The organism is Oceanirhabdus sp. W0125-5 (genome assembly GCF_027938815.1).
GTDB lineage: Bacteria > Bacillota > Clostridia > Clostridiales > Clostridiaceae > Oceanirhabdus.
Map to the genome: position 1 here is coordinate 4,228,483 of NZ_CP115913.1, position 20,059 is coordinate 4,248,541.

General features: G+C 31.2%; 20 protein-coding genes. 1 reads left to right on the top strand and 19 read right to left on the bottom strand.

Annotated elements, in window-relative coordinates; genetic code table 11:
* Positions 1–1,245, top strand: a complete 1,245-nt coding sequence (locus tag OW730_RS19700) for a DUF401 family protein (protein WP_271225753.1) — start codon at positions 1–3, stop codon at positions 1,243–1,245.
* A 50-nt stretch (positions 1,246–1,295) separates the two neighbouring features.
* On the opposite strand, the gene OW730_RS19705 is transcribed toward OW730_RS19700, so the two are convergent.
* From OW730_RS19705 to OW730_RS19795, 19 genes are all read right to left on the bottom strand, one after another.
* Complete coding sequence (locus OW730_RS19705) at positions 1,296–2,588, bottom strand: PTS ascorbate transporter subunit IIC (RefSeq protein ID WP_271225754.1); 1,293 nt, start codon at positions 2,586–2,588, stop codon at positions 1,296–1,298.
* 28 nt (positions 2,589–2,616) lie between these two features.
* The gene (locus tag OW730_RS19710; protein ID WP_271225755.1) at positions 2,617–2,892 is read right to left on the bottom strand and encodes a PTS sugar transporter subunit IIB; all 276 of its coding nucleotides are present in this window, start codon (positions 2,890–2,892) and stop codon (positions 2,617–2,619) included.
* A gap of 153 nt (positions 2,893–3,045) precedes the next feature.
* Entirely contained in the window at positions 3,046–3,864 is an 819-nt protein-coding gene (locus OW730_RS19715; protein WP_271225756.1) for a GNAT family N-acetyltransferase, read from the bottom strand.
* 248 nt (positions 3,865–4,112) lie between these two features.
* Positions 4,113–5,633, bottom strand: coding sequence for a polyamine aminopropyltransferase (locus OW730_RS19720; RefSeq protein WP_271225757.1), 1,521 nt, complete (start codon positions 5,631–5,633; stop codon positions 4,113–4,115).
* Between the two features lie 42 nt (positions 5,634–5,675).
* Complete coding sequence (locus tag OW730_RS19725) at positions 5,676–5,876, bottom strand: DUF350 domain-containing protein (RefSeq protein WP_271225758.1); 201 nt, start codon at positions 5,874–5,876, stop codon at positions 5,676–5,678.
* Positions 5,877–5,895: 19 nt separating this feature from the next.
* Positions 5,896–6,096 carry a DUF350 domain-containing protein gene (locus OW730_RS19730; RefSeq protein WP_271225759.1) on the bottom strand — a complete coding sequence of 67 codons (201 nt, stop codon included), beginning with the start codon at positions 6,094–6,096 and terminating at the stop codon, positions 5,896–5,898.
* A 19-nt stretch (positions 6,097–6,115) separates the two neighbouring features.
* Positions 6,116–7,423 (bottom strand): DUF4178 domain-containing protein, encoded by a 1,308-nt coding sequence (locus tag OW730_RS19735; protein WP_271225760.1) that lies wholly within the window; start codon positions 7,421–7,423, stop codon positions 6,116–6,118.
* Positions 7,424–7,476: 53 nt separating this feature from the next.
* Complete coding sequence (locus tag OW730_RS19740) at positions 7,477–8,688, bottom strand: hypothetical protein (protein WP_271225761.1); 1,212 nt, start codon at positions 8,686–8,688, stop codon at positions 7,477–7,479.
* Between the two features lie 2 nt (positions 8,689–8,690).
* Positions 8,691–9,902 (bottom strand): hypothetical protein, encoded by a 1,212-nt coding sequence (locus OW730_RS19745; RefSeq protein WP_271225762.1) that lies wholly within the window; start codon positions 9,900–9,902, stop codon positions 8,691–8,693.
* Positions 9,903–10,085: 183 nt separating this feature from the next.
* The gene (locus tag OW730_RS19750; protein WP_271225763.1) at positions 10,086–10,844 is read right to left on the bottom strand and encodes an acyl-CoA dehydratase activase; all 759 of its coding nucleotides are present in this window, start codon (positions 10,842–10,844) and stop codon (positions 10,086–10,088) included.
* Between the two features lie 47 nt (positions 10,845–10,891).
* Positions 10,892–12,022, bottom strand: a complete 1,131-nt coding sequence (locus OW730_RS19755; RefSeq protein ID WP_442945449.1) for a double-cubane-cluster-containing anaerobic reductase — start codon at positions 12,020–12,022, stop codon at positions 10,892–10,894.
* A 270-nt stretch (positions 12,023–12,292) separates the two neighbouring features.
* Positions 12,293–12,505 carry a hypothetical protein gene (locus OW730_RS19760; RefSeq protein ID WP_271225765.1) on the bottom strand — a complete coding sequence of 71 codons (213 nt, stop codon included), beginning with the start codon at positions 12,503–12,505 and terminating at the stop codon, positions 12,293–12,295.
* 15 nt (positions 12,506–12,520) lie between these two features.
* Positions 12,521–13,060 (bottom strand): rubrerythrin, encoded by a 540-nt coding sequence (gene rbr / locus OW730_RS19765; protein ID WP_271225766.1) that lies wholly within the window; start codon positions 13,058–13,060, stop codon positions 12,521–12,523.
* Between the two features lie 622 nt (positions 13,061–13,682).
* Positions 13,683–14,516, bottom strand: coding sequence for an alpha/beta fold hydrolase (locus OW730_RS19770; protein WP_271225767.1), 834 nt, complete (start codon positions 14,514–14,516; stop codon positions 13,683–13,685).
* A gap of 126 nt (positions 14,517–14,642) precedes the next feature.
* On the bottom strand, positions 14,643–15,518 hold the full coding sequence (locus OW730_RS19775) for a uroporphyrinogen decarboxylase family protein (RefSeq protein ID WP_271225768.1): 876 nt from the start codon (positions 15,516–15,518) through the stop codon (positions 14,643–14,645).
* Positions 15,508–16,458 (bottom strand): CobW family GTP-binding protein, encoded by a 951-nt coding sequence (locus tag OW730_RS19780; RefSeq protein WP_271225769.1) that lies wholly within the window; start codon positions 16,456–16,458, stop codon positions 15,508–15,510. Before OW730_RS19780 ends, OW730_RS19775 begins: the two co-directional genes overlap by 11 nt.
* 28 nt (positions 16,459–16,486) lie before the next feature.
* Positions 16,487–18,298 (bottom strand): ASKHA domain-containing protein, encoded by a 1,812-nt coding sequence (locus tag OW730_RS19785; RefSeq protein ID WP_271225770.1) that lies wholly within the window; start codon positions 18,296–18,298, stop codon positions 16,487–16,489.
* A gap of 86 nt (positions 18,299–18,384) precedes the next feature.
* Positions 18,385–19,404: a methylcobamide:CoM methyltransferase MtbA gene (locus OW730_RS19790; RefSeq protein WP_271225771.1), complete on the bottom strand. Its 1,020-nt coding sequence runs from the start codon at positions 19,402–19,404 to the stop codon at positions 18,385–18,387.
* Positions 19,401–20,051 carry a corrinoid protein gene (locus tag OW730_RS19795; protein ID WP_271225772.1) on the bottom strand — a complete coding sequence of 217 codons (651 nt, stop codon included), beginning with the start codon at positions 20,049–20,051 and terminating at the stop codon, positions 19,401–19,403. Before OW730_RS19795 ends, OW730_RS19790 begins: the two co-directional genes overlap by 4 nt.
* Positions 20,052–20,059: the final 8 nt, after the last annotated feature.

Below are 20,059 nucleotides of genomic sequence, written 5' to 3' on the forward strand. Positions count from 1 at the left end.
ATGGCATTTTTAAAACTAGGAATTTCTCTAGCACTCATACTTTTATTAGTAAACAAGAAAGTAAATAGAGGGCTTGCATTAGGACTTGGAGCAATTGTACTTTCTATACTCTTTGGTAAGGGTATTTTTCATGCTCCTTCGAGGTTATTATATACGTTTACAGAACCAAGAAGCATTAATATAACACTCTCTGTTACATTGATTTGTGTCTTAGGATATTATATGGGTGAGTTTGGAATACTCAATAAGATGATTGAGTATTTAGAACTGATGCTTCAAAGTTCGAAGAAGAGCATAATGTTCGCCCCTGCATTTGTTGGTACATTGCTTGTTTCAGGTGGTGCACTAATGTCGTGCCCTATTGTTGAAACACTGGGCTGCAAACTCAATCTTCAAAAAGATAAACAAGCTGCTGTTAACATGGTTTTTAGACATGCTTTATATTTTATCTTCCCTTTATCATCTACATTGATATTGGCTATTGAACTTGGTAATTTTGAAATGGGACATTTTGTTCTTATGCAGTTACCAATGGCACTTTCCATGTGGATAATTGGATATGTTGCCTATTTAAGAAATGTTAAAGAGACATCTATTGAATCAAATACTAATGAGAAATGGATAAAAAGCTTTGGAATGCTGCTTCTGTATTCATCACCTATCTCAATATCATTAGTCAGCTATACTTTAGGAGATTATCCATTATTTATAAATATAGCTTTTGGAATTATAGTGTCTATAGTTTTGGTACTAATCTTGCCTGATATAAAACAAAACTTCTCAAAAGAAAAATTATTAGGAGGGTTTACTAAAGGAATTAAATTGTCAATTGTACTATCAATAATAGGAATCATGTTCTTTAAGAATGTTGTTAATGATATTCCAGAGATATATGATAGCATAGAAGGAATAATCAGAATTGGTATACCTCTTGAAATTATTTTATTCATATGCTGTGCAGTAATCTCTTATCCTTTAGCATCAGTACAACCGGCAGTAGCAATATTATTCCCAATGATTATACCACTTGCACCAGATTATATAACTGCCTTAAGATATGGAATGTTCATATATACCTCTGCATTTATGTTCTACTATATATCACCACTTCATATGTGCCAGGTATTAACACTAGAATATTTTAATCTTAAAATAAAAGATTTATATAATAACTATAAACTCTTACTTCCTGCTACCTATGCAGTGATGGTAATTGTATATATATTAATTGGATACCTTTTATAAAATATTAAAGAAGTTGATAGTGGGAAACCACCTTCAACTTCTTTTAAAGTTTACATTCCAAACAACTTAGTTAAAAATCTTGTTATCATTGTCCAAATTGAAAAATCATTTCCTCCAAATGCTTGAACAAAATCAGATACAGTGTGCTGAAGAAGAGGTATTGATATAGCTTCAAAAATTATTAAAACCACTCCACACACAATGCTGGCAAGAATAGCTCCTCTTTTACCACCTGTAGCATTTGCAAATACTGCGGCGGGCCCAATATCAAAGAAACAAGCAACTGTCAGTGGTAATACAGCATAAGAAAGTTTTCCACTAGCTGCAAGCAGAGCAATTGTTATAACACTTGCAATCATACTAACTATAAACCCAATCAAAACTGCATTAGGTGCATATGGAAAAACCAAAGGACAGTCAAGTGCCGGTACTGCATCTGGAATAAATTTATCTGCAATCCCCTTAAATGCTGGTACGATCTCAGCTAGCATCATCCTAACTCCAAGAAGTAAAATTGTAATACCCGCTCCAAATGTGAACCCTTGAGTGAATGAATATACTATGTATTTTCCAAGTTCACCATTAACTTCGCCAAATATCTCCATTCTTAAACTTGTCCCTGCAATAAATCCTAGAATAACATAGAATAGGAATATTACAAGCCCTGTACTAATTGCAATCTCTCTTAAAAATTCTAACCCTTTAGGTATCTTTATATCCTCTGTTGACTTCTCCTTGTTTCCAAACCATTTACCAACATATGCCCCAATAAGACTTAAACCCACTGTTGTATGTCCAATTGTAAAATCATCACTGCCTGTAACCTCTTTAACAAATGGTTTTATTAAAGCAGGTGTTATAACTATATATAAAGTAAGCATTACAGTTGAGAAAACTAACAGCCATATCCCACTAAGGTTACTCTCAACCCCAACTGCTACGAAAATAAATGCCATCCAGTATAAAATATGTCCTGTCAAAAATACATTCTTAAACTTAGTAAATCTAGCCACGATTATATTCATTAAAAAGGCTAGTACCATTACTCCCCCTATAACTGAACCATACTCTACAGTGAAATTACCTATACCAATAGGATTTAATGTATTCTCACCACTTACTCCATATAACCTTGTAAAGATTGTTGCAGCAGGGTTTATAATCCCAGCAATTATCTCCACACCTTTATTTAGAATCAGTACTCCTAATACAGTTTTGAACGTACCTTTTAATACATCACTTATACTTTTTCTTTGAATTATCAATCCAATAAATGCAATTAGTCCTAAAAACAAATGAGGACTCTTGAAAATATTCTCCACAATAAAATTTAATAAACTCATATAATCCACTCCAACTTAAAATTTAAGCTTAAATGACATTAATTGATTTAAGCCCTTCTTCAATTTCTTCCCCTTTAAGAAAATTATTAACCTTGAAAACCGGTACTTTCACCTTATTCATTAGTTCTTCATAAAACTCATTTGATGTGAATATAACATCACATTCCATACTTGAAGCTGTTGTAATATCACAAGTTTCAACATCACCAGCTATACCGTGCTTCTTTAAAACCTTCTCAACACTCATTCTTAAAATCATGCTGCTTCCCAGTCCAAATCCACACACTGTAATGACCTTTAACATAAAAACCTCCTTATTTTATCTATATTAATCATATTTATTTCCATGAACAATTATACATTAATCTGACTCTTTAGTCGCGACAAAATATACCATTTTAACCACATAAAAGGTATGAAGTAATATACTCCATACCTTTTATAATCTCTTATTTTCTTAAAACTTTGTCCAATATAGCGGATACTTAAATGCAAGTTCATATCCCAATGATTCTGCTGTACTGTATGAACCAATATTATCATCAGTACAATCCCAATAAGGAGTTAAATGATTTTCCCTACAGTGCTTGAGATATTCAATAAGCATCCTCTTAGCAAAGCCTTTTTTTCTAAACTCTGGTAAAGTTTCAATATGAGCTTGGGCTTCTTTATCGCTCAAATTACTCATCATACAAATACTCACTATGTGATTATCTTTTATTATACAATATCCTTTACCCATCTCAAAAAACTTATCGTTACATCCCCAGAAATGTAAGATGTCATTTTTGATAAATTCTAAGTTGTTTAGGTTTTCTTTAAAAATATCTTCTGTAACTTCCTTGATTTCAAAACCTTCCTCCAAATCAAATGGAGCAATCCTTGCTTCCTCATAATTATACAGCTTGTATACCCTCTGGAAATCATTTTCTAGATTCTTGTACTCAAAAATCTTTTTCAAAACTTCTTCCCACTCTGGCTCAATAAAACTATACTCAAAATACTTTTTTTGAAGTTCTAATGATCTTGGTTTTATGTTTTTCTCAACAAGCTCTGTAAGGAAATCATTAAAATCATGGTTGTTACTCTCCCCTATGAAGTAGAAGCCTTCTGCCCTTGACCATATCACTGCACTTCGTGGTTTTTGTGGATTATCCGCAAAAACCCATCCATAATTATTTCCCTGAAGTATTGAAATAATCTCAAGATTACAGTTTTTTCCTACACATAAAGGTAAAACATTTGAAAATTCTTCTTTTTTTAATTCATATATCATTTTTATCATACTCCCTTATAATTTATTGCTTAGCGGGGCAATAAGTTATTTAGGACGTCTATACTCAATTTTATCACGTTTTTACTTTTTTTCCAAATAAAATCAAGCTTTGTATTATTAACTAACAATAGTGTACTAAAATAAATACATGCAACTCCCTATTCATTAACAATAAAATATAGGTTCTCATCTCTGTGAGAACCATCCATCGTTGTCCACTGTCAACTGTGAACTGTCCACTATGTTTTTTAATATTTACTTTCAGCTTCTTCATAATACGTTAAAAGTATTGGTCTGAATATCTTATTACTTTCAATACTCATAATATCTACAATCTCATCTTTTGCAAATACCATCATCTTCTCAATACAATTTTCAGTTAGATATTCTGTATCTACCTTTATATCTATTGCTTCAAGCTTAAAGTCATCCTTAGATGCCATCTGGAATCCCCAATCACCAAAAGAAGGTACCTCTAGATGATATGGTACCACCTTGAACCCTTCTTCAGTTATAGTTTTATTTATACACCAAAAGGCCTTTGTTGCATAATATGGGCTTGTTGATTGCACAACAAATTTTCCTTCCTTAGAGAGATGATTACCTATCAATCTATAAAACACATCTGTATATAACTTGTTCAAACTCTCATTATTAGGGTCAGGAAGATCTACTATGACAGCATCATACACTTCTTCAGATTTCTCTAAAAATTTGAATGCATCTTCAAAAAACAGATGCACTCGTGTATCCTCTAATGCTCCTTTATTAAGATCTTTAACAAGTTCATTATCTCTACAGAACTCAACCATCTCTTGATCTATATCAACAAGATCAATCTTCTCCACAGATGGGTATTTAAATATCTCCCTAAGAGCTAAACCATCGCCTCCTCCTAAAACAAGAATATTTCTAGGTTTCTTTAGGCAGCTCATTATAGGATGTACTAATGCTTCATGGTATCTATATTCGTCTATAGAACTAAATTGAATGTTACCATCTAGAAACACTCTAATATCATCCTTATGACGAGTCATTACAATCTTCTGATACTGGGTTTGAGTCTTAAAAATAATCTGATCCCTGTACAATTGCTTTTCAATTGTATCAGCAGTTATATCTCCAGTTACAAGACCTGCAACTGTCACAATGAGAAATATTCCAAAAATACCTTTGAAAAACTTAACCTTAGTTATAAATTCCTTATATCTAAATAGAATCATTCCAGCTACAACTAAATTAAGTGCACCCATAAGAAAACTAGTCCTGATTAAACCTAAGTGAGGATAAAGAATCATTGGAAACCCAACTGACCCTATTAACCCTCCTATGTAATCAAAACTTAATACATTAGCTAATGTTACTCTTAGATCTTTATTATATTTTTCAATCATCCTAGTTAGAATAGGTATCTCAAGACCAACAAAAATCCCTATAATGATAATTATAAGATACATCATTGGCACATAAAAATCTGTTTTTGCATAAGTTACGAAAAGAATCAGAGCACTCATCCCTCCGATGAATCCAATTGACAGTTCTATTGTTATGAAAAAATCAAATAAATTCTTCTTTATGTACTTAGAAAGATAAGACCCGACACCCATAGCACTCATATATAATCCTATGGTTATGGAAAACTGCTTTATACTGTTACCTAATAGATAAGTGCTTGTCCCTGCGATAATCAACTCATAAACAATACTACATATGCTTATTAAAAATATTGATATTATCAGGGGCTTAATCTCAAGTTTTTTATCATTCATAATATCATCCTATTCTATATTAACTCAGATTTCTACTTCTCCTTATGGTAAGATAACCCCACCAATGATTATTGCAATACCAATGAACATCCCAGCAATTGCAAACCCAGCTCCTAGGTTATGATCATCCAGTTCCTTCTGTAGATCAAAAGGTGTAATAACATCAAACATTTTATATCCAACTAAACATAATAACATTCCTAAAACAAAGTATACTACTATTGATAAAATATCCATTAACATCTTTCATCATCTCCTTAATTTATCTTATAACAGCTGTTACGATAACTGCCACTGCTATGAATATTCCACCTATCATAGCTCCTACAGCAGCATTTTTTTCTTTTATTTCATCAGCAAATTTAAATGGTGTAACCATATCAAAAAATGTGTACCCAACCATCATTAACAATAAACCAATTAATCCATACATCGCCGTATTTAATATATTACCTAAATCCATTTCGCTCTCTCCTTATAAATTATTTTCCAAAACTGGTTCCGCCGCCTATACTCTTTCTTGTAGTTGTTGAAGATTTTCTAATACTTCCTGAACTTCCACTACTTGAACTTTTAGTGATTGCAGTACTTCCGCTTGAACTTCCACTGCTTGTACTGCTGTTGCTGTAACTTCCGCTACCAGTGCTTTTATTGCTATAACTTCCACTATTGTAGCTTTTAGTAGTTGTACTTTTACCCTTGTAGTCACTTCCAGATCCATATGTACCTTTATAATAGCTTGAACTACTTGAAGGTGTATAAGTTGAATAATAGTTACTTCCAGAGTACCTTCTTCTATCTCTTGTTAAAGCTCTATAGAAGTAATAATCTCTGAAAAATGAATTATGTCTGCTGTATCTACTTCTGTATAAAGTATTTCTTGATCTATAGGCATATTCTCTAGATGATATCTGAACATATGTCTTATCTTCTTCTCCTTCATAAACAAACACATAATAATCATCATAAAGAATAGATACATTCTCTTTACTACTTAGCTCACTGTATTCCTGTGGTCTTGTATTCTCTATTATTTTTTCAGCTGCACTTTGAACAGAGAGTGATGTCTCATATACATTTGCTTTTGAAGAACTATTAAAGTCTCCTGTAACAGATGTTGTATATTTGAAATTTGTATCATCTTTAAGATAATCTCTTACATTCTTTCCAAACACCTTAGGATTAGATTTCATACCTAGGTTTATAAGAAATATAACTAGAAAAACCCCAGCTATTATTCCCCATTTGCTTCCTTTTTTTCTATTAGAACCTTTCTGCGCTCCATAAGAATTGTTTACATTAGAAGAATTTCCGTAAGAAGATCCATAATGGTTACCTTTATTAATATGTATCTCCTCAGCTGAAACCTCATAAGCGATGCTGTTTTCAACGTCTCCATCCCAATTTTCAATAGAGAAATATCTTCCACCATCCTGGCTCTCATATTCGAAGTATTCCACCTCTTCATTGATGTCAACGTCAACATCCCCACTAGCAGAAACTACCCTTGCTCTACCTCTTTCCTGCATGATAAAGGTTGTCCCATCAAAAGTAATTGTTTCTTCTCCGTGAAATACTGTAGGCATAACTTCTCTGCATAAAGTTAGGAATGCGCCACCCTCTTCTGCCGAAAGCCATTCAATATCTCCATTATATTTTCTTACCTTATACTCATTCCAACTATATCCCTTATCAGAAAATGTTGTAACTCCAATTACATCATATTGATAACTTCCTATATAAAAACAATCTCCTGGCCTTAAATTCATAATATCATATGTATTTGCCAATAGTCTTCACCCCTTTCTTACACTATTATACAATAATTCCTCATTTTTTTGTATTAATCTATGTTAATTCTTTCAAACTTGTCTAAAAGTTCCTTTACATTAACATCATCTTTTGCAATCTGAATCATCATTTCTCTATATTTATCTTTGGAATATAAACTCTGTAACCCCTTCTCTATCTCAAGTTTACTTTCCCCATGAGCATTTTGATATCCATAAAAAACACTCCACATAATTGATATATCATACTTATCAAAATTGATTATCATCCTAGATAAATCTATTCTTTTTCTTTTTTTCTCAACCTCTTCTAATTTGTTAAAATCAACATATCCTAATGAAAACAACAACAGCTCCCTGCTCACCTGATCATTTTCTTTTGACCACTCAAAAATTAAGTTGTGCAGTCCTGGTTCAACCCCTTGGAGCCCTGGTTCACCCCCTCTAGGATATGCCCATGGATATCTTTGTTGATATTCAAAAAACTTCCTGAGTTTTGAAGGAGTAACCTTCATCTCACCATAGTCGTACAATCTCCAAATATTGCTTTTAAATCTCTTATTTATAATTTCTAAGAATTCTCTATCTTCATTTCCTACATTATAAATATCTGCTGCTCCTATTGGAGAAAGAATTGAAGACCTTTGAAATGAATTTGTGAAACCTTTTATATAATGTTCATTTAAGTTTGCCAAAAGATTAAAATCAATATTTATTCTCACAGTTGAAATAATTTTTTCTAACTCTACATCATTCTCAAACATTTCATCTATCTTTTTAACTTCCATTCCAAGTTTATAAATGTTCTTACGAATATAATTATTATAATCTGCTCTTAATCCAACATAACTGTATAATAATACTGCAAACCCGAACATAACCACCGCAATTACCCTATTCCTACTATCTTCATATTTATTGAATCCCCAATATATGAGTATTATTACACCTGAAATTACTAGTGGAAAGAATATTCCTATTCCTTCTGGTCTCCATTTATAAGGATGTGCTTTAATAACAAACAATAGAATTAATATAACAATATTGATAACTTTAGCTAGTAGTATCTCAGTAACACTTACAAACTCATTATTGAATATAGTTATATCTGCCCAAATATATAATGCAAGGAGAATTGTATTCATCATAATGTCATTTAAGATTAGTAATAAACCTGAAAGCATAAACATAATAAACATTATTATTCCGTAGTAGCATAAAATTCTGCTTATATTTACTAATTTATCTTTTAAATTCAATACCAAGCCTATTCACCCCCTTCAAACTTATCTAAAAGCTCTTTAAAGTCTTCATCCCTCTGAGCCAACTCAATCATAAGTTCTTTATAATCCTTTTTTAAATATATGCTCTTTAATCCCTTCTCTATCTCCTGTTTATTTTCACCATTAGAATTCTTATAACCTTTAAAAATTTCCCAAATAATCATTCCATCATAATCATCAAATTTATCATAATTAATTATTGCCTCATATAAATTAATATTTCCTCTTGTTTTCTCAATTTCTTCTATCTCTGAAAAATCCACATATCCCAGTGACAATAAAAGTAACTCTCTGCTAACTGTATCATATCCTTTTGACCATTCATAGATTAGGTTATGTACTCCAGGCTTAACCCCCTCTTCAACACGCCACGGATATGCACGATTATACTTTTCTTGCTTCTTCAAAAATTTCTTAACTTTTGTAGGCGTAATAATTTTCTCATCATAGAATTGCCATAAATTATATGTAAATCTACTGCATATAATTTCATAAAATTCTCTGTTTACTTCTCCACTATTATCCTTCCACTCACTCCACATGTAAGTATTAACTCTTTTTTTAAATGAATCCATTCCTCCATTTATATAATCTTTTTCTATAGGGTCCAAGATTTCGTTCTCAATATCCCTTAACTCCGATAATATTTCTTGAAAGTCAACATCATTCTTCAGCATTGAATTTACCTTCTGAAGTTCCATTCCTAAGTTAAAAATTTCAGCACGAACATAATTATTAAAATTCATTCTCAACCCAATATATCCATATAATACTGCTGCAAAACAAAACATAACCATCACTAATACAGTATTTCTTCTATCTTCATATTCGTTAACTTTCCAGTATATAAGTGTTATTACTACTGAAATAAATAATGTAATTAGTAAGCTTTTCAACCCTATTTCCAATGCAAAAGACAGCCTTTCACTCAATGGAAGAAAGTGAAGAGTAATAAAGAAAAACATAATTAAAAATATAAAATTAATTCCTTTAGCAAGAAGGATACCTTGGATTTTTAGTGATTCACTATTAAGTAATGTTGTATCTGCAAATACGTATCCCCCAAGCATAATTATATTCAACATCCATCCCTTTGAAGAAAATTTCAGTCCATTAAGTATAAAAATAACACTCATTATTGCTCCGTAATAAAATAATGCTATTAATAAACCAGAATACTTTTCTTTTAAATTCATTATTTCATCCCCTCTCCCATTTAATCTAAATAAATTTTACCATTTTATCCACTTATTTTCCACTTTGATACTTCAACATTATATTTCAATTGTAAACTTACAATTAAACATCTCCATGAATATAAGAGAGTAAAAAAATATATGCAAAAACCCTCATCTTATAACAAATGAGGGTTTTAATGATTATCTGATTTTTTTAGCCATTAGTGCAGCACCTATAGCACCTGCATATCTAGCTAGTTTATCTGTTTTAACAGGAGCATTTAATTTTTCTGAAAGCTTATTAACAATGTATTCACTCTCACATAATCCACCTGTTAAAAAGTAATTTGTACCTGTGGAATGTTTTCCACATAAGGATTTCACCTTGCTCACAACTGAATCCACTATAGCAAATGCTATATCCTCTTTCTTTTCTCCTCTACCAATTAAACTAATAACTTCTGATTCTGCAAAAACAGTACACATGGAACTTATGGTAATTCCTCCACCTTGTAATGCTAAGTCACATAACTTTTCAATATCTACTCCAAGAGTATTACCCATTATCTCTAAAAATCTACCTGTTCCTGCTGAACATTTATCATTCATAATAAAGTTTGTTACCATTCCATTTTCTACAGTTATTACTTTAGTATCTTGACCACCAATATCCACTACTGTACAGTCATTATCAGAAAGGTATGCAGCCCCTTTACCATGACAGGTTATTTCAGTTACAGTTTTATCTGAATAAGGTACTGAAACCCTTCCATATCCTGTTGCTACAACCTTTGACTCCTCTTCACTTATACCTAATTCCTCTAACTTATCTTTAATAATTTTTGCAGTTTCAACACTGCTCCACCCTGTAGGCATTACAAAGGTTTTCATTAATTCATCTTCATTAAATACTGCAACCTTTGCGGCTGTTGAACCTATATCTATCCCAATATAATACATTGTTATCACACCTCAACACATGAAATAATTTCTTACTATCCAAATCTTTAAAGCATTTCTATAAAGGCTTCAATACGAGTTTTTATTTGACCTATATCTGTTTGAGAATAATCTGTTTCAATACTCATATATGGTACTTTCTTTTCTTTAGACACAAACTCCTTAATTCTATGAGTCTCCACATTAAAAGTATGGCAAGCTTGTAATATTACATCGATCACACCATCAATCTTATATTCATCAATTAACTCATCTAATAAATTAACTCTATTATCATTTGGAGACATAACAGAACATCCAATATTTAAATATTTATCTGTTAGAGCATCATAAGGATCAATTGTCTCATCTACTAATCTACTCTTTTCTTTTACCCCTGAACAATTCTCATAGCATACTATAACAGCTCCACTATCTTCCACAGTCTTAATGATTTTTTCTGTTACTCCCCCTAAAGGACATCCTGTTATCAAGATTCTAGGAGCCTTATCCGATACTGATCTTTCTCCATTATTGTAATCAGCTTTGATTTTATCAATCATCTCACGTATATTTCTATTTTGTTCGTTCTTATCTAGAGTATATGCCACACCTTCTAAAACTTTCTGCATTTCATAACCTGTTATTGCTGGTGGACATAGTTTTCCTAATGAATAAAATTCTTTTAATAGTTGTCTTTCTTCATTTCTGTTTTTAATGGCTTCTTTTAATTTATCTTCAGTAATTTCAACATTAAATTGCTTTTCTAGTTTATTTTTTAGAAAGACCATTTCATTTTTCCATACCATATGTGCGTGCTCTCTATCAGTGTTCTGAGGAAGCTGCATAACATGTGTAGGTTTTATTTTTCCTAAATACTCAAACATTTTTTTCTTACCATCACATGTAGTTTCCCCTACAATCAAATCTGAAAAATATGTATATGGACATTTATCAGTCAGTGCAAAACCATAACTTGATTTTATAAGTGGACATAAATTCTTAGGAAGATGTGCTTCACCATCAGGTATAGTTTCTTCACTAACCCCACATAAAGAAACAGGAAAAGCCCCTGCAGCATATATAAGTTCTACTGGAGTAAATGTACAGAATATCCCTACAACATTTTTCCCCTCGTCTTTTAACTCTTTAACTTTAATAAATCCATTTCTTCTAGCTTCATTAAATTCATCAAACATCTTTGGTAATTGACTCACTCTTGTTCACCTCTAAGTAAAATATTATTTTATACGATAAAAGCAGAAGCATATTCAATGGCTAATAGCTTCTGCTAATAAATTAAAATCGAAAAAAAAACTTATAAATAAATTAGAATTTTACATGTAAATAGTAGTTTTATCGCTACAACTACATATTAACACAATATTCAACCAATGTATTATTTTGATTTTCTATACAATCTTACCGTTCTATTTGAAAATATAATAATAGCATTTTCTTAAGTAATCTTAAATCATTTTTTCTATATACTCTTTATCTATATCATTCAATATTTTTCTATAATAATTACTGTCTACATTATTGTTCGGTACATGATTTAATACATATTCTTCGTCTAATTCTTCTAATAATTCTCTATAACCATTTCTTCTTTCTTTACATCTAAACTGTTCCTTTACTTTAGGATTCTTTAATAAACAATCAGGATATCTTATAATCATCTCTACACCCATATCCTATTTATAATCCTCACATTTTATTTTAAAATACGCTTGTGGATACTTACATAATGGACAATTTTTTGGTGCTTCTTTTCCTGTATGAATATATCCACAGTTCATACACTGCCATTCTGCATCCCTATCTCTCTTATACATCTTTCCTTGCTCCAGATTGTTTAATATCTGTAAATACCTTTTATTATGAGCCTCCTCCACTTCCTGAAGTTCTTTATAAAAATCAGCAATCTCATAAAAATATTCACGTCTTGCTTCTTCCTCGAATTGTTTATATAAATTAAAACTCTCGAAACTTTCTCCTTCTGCAGCTTCTCTTAAATTTTCTTCTGTAGTACCAACTAATTTTAAAAATCTATTAAATACCTCTCTAGCATGTGCTTTTTCATTCTCTCCAGTTTCTTCAAAAATTGAAGCAATATATTCATATCCTTCAGCTCTTGCTTTATCTGCGTAGAATGTGTATTTATTTCTAGCTCTTGATTCTCCTGCAAATGTTTTTAATAGATTCTTTTCTGTTTTACTTCCCTTTAATAGCATAATGCCTCCATATGTTACAATTACTAATCACAATATACTATGTTGATAACATAAATAATTCCTCTATTTTTTAAATAATTTTTTTATAATGTTTAATTTTTTAATGATTCTTTTCATAAATCTTTTAATAAATCTTTTAATGATTCTTTTCATAAATCTTTTAATAAATCTTTTAATGATTCTTTTAATGATTCTTTTAATGATTCTTTTAATGATTCTTTTAATGATTCTTTTAATGATTCTTTTTATAGGTTTTATTAATACAGAGTTGCTAATTTAGTAGTTAATCCACCTGGAAATATTTTGATATGGTGCTTTTAAGTAAACATTTACAGATATCTCTCTTTTTTAAAATAGTGTTGAAAACTTTTTTTGTATTTTAATACTTATTTTTGAATATAATCCATATATTTAATTCAACAACTTCTTAAAAAATAGAGCTATGTCATTTAAAATATCATAAATGTTCCTTTTAAATTTAATCATCATTATCCTATAGCTTGTATATTTTCAACATCTTTTTAAAAAAGAGAGTTATGTTAAAACTATAATAAAAAAACTACACTCAATTTTCCCTAAGTGTAGTTTTATAAATACAAAAGTTTATATTCTTCTTAAAAAGTCATCTTCTTTTTAAAAAATCATCAAAATACTCATAAAATTCTTCTTTGTTCCCTAAATGAACATTGTGGTCAGGATGTGACATCTCACCAGCAACACAATTTGAGATTAGCGACTGCATTTTAATAAAATCTTCATCTGGTATTCCTTCGTGACATTTTGCTCTTATTAACAATACAGGACACTTTATGCTGGGTAATATATGGAACCAATCTTCATCATTGTAAATTCCAGCTGCTATAGCCTGTGAACTGAACCTCATCTTATATCCCTCTACTGTCTCATACAAGCTATTCATGAAATATTGATAACTTAAATCCGAATCTGTAACTTGTTGAATAAATTTCCTTGCTTCACTTAAGCTGGAAAATGGTAACGACCAATCATTTGTCAAAGGATCACATGTTGGTATTTCCTCTAAAGACACCATATTAGGTTTTGGAAGTCCAGATGCAGATCTATCTAGAATAGCTAATGCTTTTACATACTCAGGATATAAAGACGTTAAGTATCCTGCTATTCGTCCTCCCATAGAATGACCTACCAGAATAACTGAATCTATATTTAAAAACTTTAACAGTTCAATAATGTCTTCAGCCATTTCTTCAGCAGTATACTTTGATATAGGCTTACTGCTCAATCCGTGACCTCTTTGATCTGGTGCTATAACTCTGTATTGTTTTCCATAGTGTTGAATAAAATCGTACCAGGTTTCAGCTCTGCCCCATCTTCCATGAAGACAAAGAATAGTTGGACCTTCAGTTTTTGTATCAAAATAAAACATCTCAATACTCTTTAACTTGGCTACATCTCTATAGATTTTTATTTTCCCCATATTAACCCCCCTCTAACTATTAAATCCTCAAATCTTCCTCATACAAATTAAGATAATTACATTAATTAGTTTAACAACCAACGGCTTCATTGTCAAATATTACCACATAAATCAAATTATAGTTATCTAATTTAAAATAATCTTCCACACAATAGGATTTTTTAATTTTAGAGGAGTTTTTTTAATACATCTGTGCCCTACTATTTTTACCGATTCATTATTTTCAATCAAATCATTTATTGCTTCCCCATATGTAAGTTCACTACTATATTCTATAGCTTCAGCCTTACTTAAACCTATTTCCTGAAAAGCAGTAGAAGTTTTTCCACATAGATGAATTATGCCACTCTCTAAATCCCCTTCAAGTCTTTTTAGAATATTATATGTACTTCTTCCGCTTATCTCTTTATAAATCTTAGGTCCTACTATATCCATAGCTCCTACAGGATCACCATAGGATATTATCTTTGCACCTCTTTTTATACCTTCTACAGCATACTTAACAATACTATCTTCAATAACTTTAATAAACTTATCAACTATATCCCTGTTTTTCCTGATAGCTTTATAAAAAAGTCTTGGTTCAATTAATGATGATATTATGGTAAATGTACCTTCCACATTTAATGCTACAACTTCATTTTTATCACTTAAATATTCAACAGAATTTAATACCTCTTTTATTCTTCCATTACTTAAATCTATTTCTTCTACACAGGCTAATTCCTCAATTGTACTAAATGCATATTCACTTACTCTTGGGCCATTTTTTTCATCACCAAGCTTTATTTTAGCACCCATAGCTTCTGCTTCAACAGTTGTACTGAAAGGAACTCTGCAAATAGTATCATTATTATACTTCTTTAGTTCCAGTGCTAATCTGCTCATTTCCTCCATATTTATATGAGCCTTCGGAAACATCAACCCTGTATTCTCAATAATACTTTGTGGTATTTCTTCTAATTTATCACTTGTACATTTAAAATTTATATTATTCTCCATACTCTCTCCACCTTTTAATTTTCCCAAGATGATTTTTAAACAGAATTCTTATTTTATTTCTATCTAAGTCTTTTCCAATAATGCACATTCTGCCACTACCTTCAATTTCACACTCTTTTATATTGTACTGACCATTTACATAATTAAATTCTAAATCTTTTTCAGTTCCTTTTATAAAACCCTTACCTCTTAATATGTTCCCATACAATGGATTATTTAGACTAATCAATATTTTCTCTAACTCTTTCCATGAAAATTCTCTTTCTATTGATAGCGAAACATTTTCTATCCCCTTCTTCAAACTATGATTATCCTCTAAATGAAATAGTTTATCAAAATCAACAATTAGTTCACCATTTAAAAACGATCTTAAATATTCTATAGAAAATTCACTCCATATCTCTTTAACAATAAAAGCATCTTTATTTAAGGTTCTTAACGAACTAATAATATTTTTTATTTCTTCCTCTTCCACAAATTGAGTTTTACTCAACATAAGAGTGGATGCATTTGCAATCTGATCTTCAAAAAAATCTCCAAAGCTATCAAGTTGCTCTAGATAATTTATGCTATCAACTACTGTAATAAGTGAATTTATATAACACTTATCTTTAAGTTCCGTGATATTTACTACTTCAATTATCTCACTTAATAATCCAATTCCTGTTGGTTCTATAATTATTCTCTCAGGTTTTAACTGTTCAACAACAGATTTAATTGTGTTTAAGAAATCTATTTTCATACTGCAACATATACATCCAGTTGAAAGTTCTAGAACTTGAAATCCTTCTCTTTCAACCACTTCACCATCTATTCCTATTTCTCCAAACTCATTCTCTATCAATACAACCTTTTCATCTTCATGAGCTTTTAAAAGTTTCCTTATAAGAGTTGTCTTGCCTGCTCCTAGAAAACCTGAAATAATATCAACTTTAATCATATCTTCACCACCAAATTATTAATTCATTTTAGTTAAAGTTTAAGCATTTAGTGAATAACTTATCGTAACCTTCTTTAGTGGATAATTCAAAGTAATGAATCTTCTTAGCTACCTTCTCCATATCTTCTCTAGCCTCTTTAGACATTAAACACATTAATGCTCCTGTTTTAGAAGAATTACCAATATATCTGATCTTCTCACTCAGCTCTCCTGGAATGATACCACTTCCAACTAAACTATCAACACTTAGATGTTTTCCGAACTGCCCTGCAATAATAACCTCATCTAAATCCATCATATCTAATTCTAATAAATCTAATAATGCATAAAAACCTGATAAAATTGCACCTTTAGCTAACTGTACCTGTCTAATATCACCTTGGGTTATTGTTATCTCCTTTTCCCCTGATGTAATGTATATTTTTCTTTTTCTATCCACTTCAATTAAACACTTGCTCAAGTATTGTAATTCTTCATTCTCTTCTATATCCGATTTCTTTTTCAAACGTCCTGTTTTCCCAATAAGTTTAACTCTGGCTATCTCCGATATTGCATCTAAAATTCCACTGCCACAAATACCAATAGGTGCTTTGTCTCCAATTACCTTTAAGCTTATTCCGTCTTCGTTGAATTTTACCCCTTCAACTGCTCCTTCAGCGGCTCTCATCCCACAGCTAATATTCATTCCTTCTAAAGCCGGCCCTGCTGCACATGAACAAGAAGATAATTCTCCCCTCTTTGACAAAACAATTTCTCCATTTGTTCCAATATCAATAAACAGAAGATTTTTATCTGTTTTATCCAACTCTGAAACTACTGCACCTGCAACAATATCTGCACCTATATAGCTGGATACTCCAGGCAAACAATATACTCTTGCAAAAGGAGATAGATTAATACCTATAGAAGATGCTAAAAGATTTTTCTCCCTTGAAAAAACAGTAGCATAAGGTGATTTACCTATTGAATTTGTATTCACTCCTAAAAGCAGATGCATCATAGTAGCATTAGCAGCAATAGTCATCTCATATACACTATTAATATCTATCTTGTTTTTAATGCACAATTCACTGGTTAAACTATTTAAGCAATCAATAATTAATTTTTGTAAAATATTTAAGCCATTTTCTTTTGTTTTAGTAAAATCAATACGTGATAATACATCAAGGCCATATTCTTTCTGAGGATTAATCTCGCTTTCAGAAGAAATTTCTTTACCACTGTTTAGATCAACTAATGAAGCTACAACTGTAGTTGTTCCAATATCAACTGCTATTCCATATAACTCCCTGCTTGTATCTCCAGATTCGACTCCAATAAATTCTTCCCCACTATAAACAGCTGTAACTTCTTCATGCTCAAAAATCTCAGGTAAACTTCTCAATAATGAGAGATTATCTTTATATACCGGTACATGAAGCGCATCCTCTAAAAGTTCCTCGTATGATAAATTATTCTCCAATGAAGGCTTAGTAAGTTTATGTACCTTCTTATAAATCACTGGATTTATCTCAAATTCAGGCATATACCCATCTGCTAAAATCTTATGCTTAACATTCTTATTATTTAATAACTCTACAGTTAAATCTCCAGTGGGTCGTACCAAACAGCTTAAACGAATCTCTTCTACAAGTTCATCTTTAGTAAGAAACTTCACCTCTTCCTCTGTAGGTTCATTTATTACTCCTTCAATAATCCTAACCTTACATTTTCCACATGTTCCCTTTCCTCCACATGGATTTTCCACAAAAACACCATTATCTTGTAAAATATTTAATAAGGTTTCACCTTCTTTAAATCCTATTTTTTTATCCCTAGAAGCAACTGTTAAATAACTCATAAATTTTTTCCTCTCATCATTTAATAAAAAAGTGGATAGTTGAAAACTTAATCAACTGTCCACTATGAATTTTTATTTCTTCTATATTATTTGTATTCTTTCGCAGCTTCAACTAAACTTTGAATGTTTTTAAGTGAAGTTCTTGGTCCAATTCCACAAGCAGGAGACAATATATTTACTCCATTATCCAAACAATTTCTTGATATTTTTTTAAGACTTTCAACAGTATTCTCTTCAAGAGCAAGAGTGCTCACATTACCCATTATAACTTTATTTGTTACATTCTCTACCACCTGTGAAGCATTGGTAATAGAATCAAAGCTTATAGCATCACTCTCTAATTCATTTAACTCTTTATATATACTTTTTAATCTTCCGCAAATATGAATAATAGTCCCTGTTTCTGAATACTCTTTTAAATCATTGATTATTCTATTTAAATAAGGAACAGCGAATTCTCTAAACATCTTAGGTCCTAGAATTTCTCCTGTACCACTTGGATCAGAAATAGTTAAAACATCTGCTCCTGCCTCTAATTGAGCTTTCCCAAAAGCTATCAGATTCTCAGTGACAAATTCCATAAATTCATGAGTCTCACAAGGCTTTTTTCGTAACTCTTTATAATAATCCATCGGTTCCATTAATGAAGAAGCTAAACTAACAGGACCTGTTAAATTCGCTACTAATGGAACATCTGAATTTTTTTCTTTTAAAATTTTTATAGCATCTATAACTACTTTTGCTCTACCTTTATTCACGTCTATGTTACTCAAGTTTTTCCATTCTGTAACTGATTTTATAGGATACTCAGTAACTCTAGGCTCATTTACTTTAGTTCCCATATATACTGGAGCTCCCATAGCCTCAGCTTCCACAGTCATACAAAAAGGTACTCCGAAATTCTCAAATCCACCATTATCATATATTCCTGCAGCCAGTTCTGCCATCAATCCTGCATCACTATGAGCTTCTGGCCATTTACTTCCTGTTAAATCCATAACATCTTCTACTATCATATTCATCATACCACCAGGGCAAATACATGGTGGACGATCTACAGATTTACCTTTTAATACATTCATTAATCTCTCTTTTGGAGTTATCATGCGGACACCAACTCTTTAGCACGTTTTGCAGCTTTTGAAGCATCCGCTGTATATGCATCTGCTCCTATTCTCTCAGCAAAACTGTTAGATATAGGTCCTCCACCTACCATAACCTTGAACTTATCTCTTATATTCTCTTCATTTAAGATTTTAATAACCTCTTCCATACCGCACATTGTTGTTGTCATAAGAGTTGATAAACATATAATATCAGCATTGATCTCTTTAGCCTTTTCCACAAAATTTCTCGGTGGAATATCTCTACCTAAATCAACCACCTCAAATCCTTCTGTTTCCATCATGATTTTAACAAGGTTTTTCCCAATATCGTGAGTATCTCCTTCTACAACTCCAATAACCACCTTATGCTTCTCTTCATTTTCATCGCATTTCAAATGTGTTCTAAGCACATCTAGCCCTGCATACATAGCATCAGAGCACATTAGAAGTTCTGGAATATAATATTCTTCCTCTTCATATAATTGACCAGCTCTTTTCATTCCATCAGCTAATCCCTTATCTATTCCTTCATAAGCATCAAATTGATTTTCTACAAATGTATTTGCAATTTCTACTGCTTTCTCTTCGTCCATATCAACAACAGCATCTGATAATTCTTCTAATAATTTTTCTTTTAAATCTGTCATCTTATTAC

Coding starts and splice junctions, on each gene's coding strand:
- OW730_RS19700 (WP_271225753.1), top strand. CDS start 1: ATGGCATTTTTAAAACTAGGAATTTCTCTAGCACTCATACTTTTATTA.
- OW730_RS19715 (WP_271225756.1), bottom strand. CDS start 3,864: ATGATATATGAATTAAAAAAAGAAGAATTTTCAAATGTTTTACCTTTA.
- OW730_RS19770 (WP_271225767.1), bottom strand. CDS start 14,516: ATGGGGAAAATAAAAATCTATAGAGATGTAGCCAAGTTAAAGAGTATT.
- OW730_RS19730 (WP_271225759.1), bottom strand. CDS start 6,096: ATGGATTTAGGTAATATATTAAATACGGCGATGTATGGATTAATTGGT.
- OW730_RS19795 (WP_271225772.1), bottom strand. CDS start 20,051: ATGACAGATTTAAAAGAAAAATTATTAGAAGAATTATCAGATGCTGTT.
- OW730_RS19725 (WP_271225758.1), bottom strand. CDS start 5,876: ATGTTAATGGATATTTTATCAATAGTAGTATACTTTGTTTTAGGAATG.
- OW730_RS19705 (WP_271225754.1), bottom strand. CDS start 2,588: ATGAGTTTATTAAATTTTATTGTGGAGAATATTTTCAAGAGTCCTCAT.
- OW730_RS19780 (WP_271225769.1), bottom strand. CDS start 16,458: ATGATTAAAGTTGATATTATTTCAGGTTTTCTAGGAGCAGGCAAGACA.
- OW730_RS19790 (WP_271225771.1), bottom strand. CDS start 19,404: ATGATAACTCCAAAAGAGAGATTAATGAATGTATTAAAAGGTAAATCT.
- OW730_RS19760 (WP_271225765.1), bottom strand. CDS start 12,505: ATGATTATAAGATATCCTGATTGTTTATTAAAGAATCCTAAAGTAAAG.
- OW730_RS19750 (WP_271225763.1), bottom strand. CDS start 10,844: ATGTATTATATTGGGATAGATATAGGTTCAACAGCCGCAAAGGTTGCA.
- OW730_RS19720 (WP_271225757.1), bottom strand. CDS start 5,633: ATGAATGATAAAAAACTTGAGATTAAGCCCCTGATAATATCAATATTT.
- OW730_RS19745 (WP_271225762.1), bottom strand. CDS start 9,902: ATGAATTTAAAAGAAAAGTATTCTGGTTTATTAATAGCATTATTTTAT.
- OW730_RS19775 (WP_271225768.1), bottom strand. CDS start 15,518: ATGGAGAATAATATAAATTTTAAATGTACAAGTGATAAATTAGAAGAA.
- rbr (WP_271225766.1), bottom strand. CDS start 13,060: ATGCTATTAAAGGGAAGTAAAACAGAAAAGAATCTATTAAAAACATTT.
- OW730_RS19785 (WP_271225770.1), bottom strand. CDS start 18,298: ATGAGTTATTTAACAGTTGCTTCTAGGGATAAAAAAATAGGATTTAAA.
- OW730_RS19755 (WP_442945449.1), bottom strand. CDS start 12,022: ATGTTTGATGAATTTAATGAAGCTAGAAGAAATGGATTTATTAAAGTT.
- OW730_RS19710 (WP_271225755.1), bottom strand. CDS start 2,892: ATGTTAAAGGTCATTACAGTGTGTGGATTTGGACTGGGAAGCAGCATG.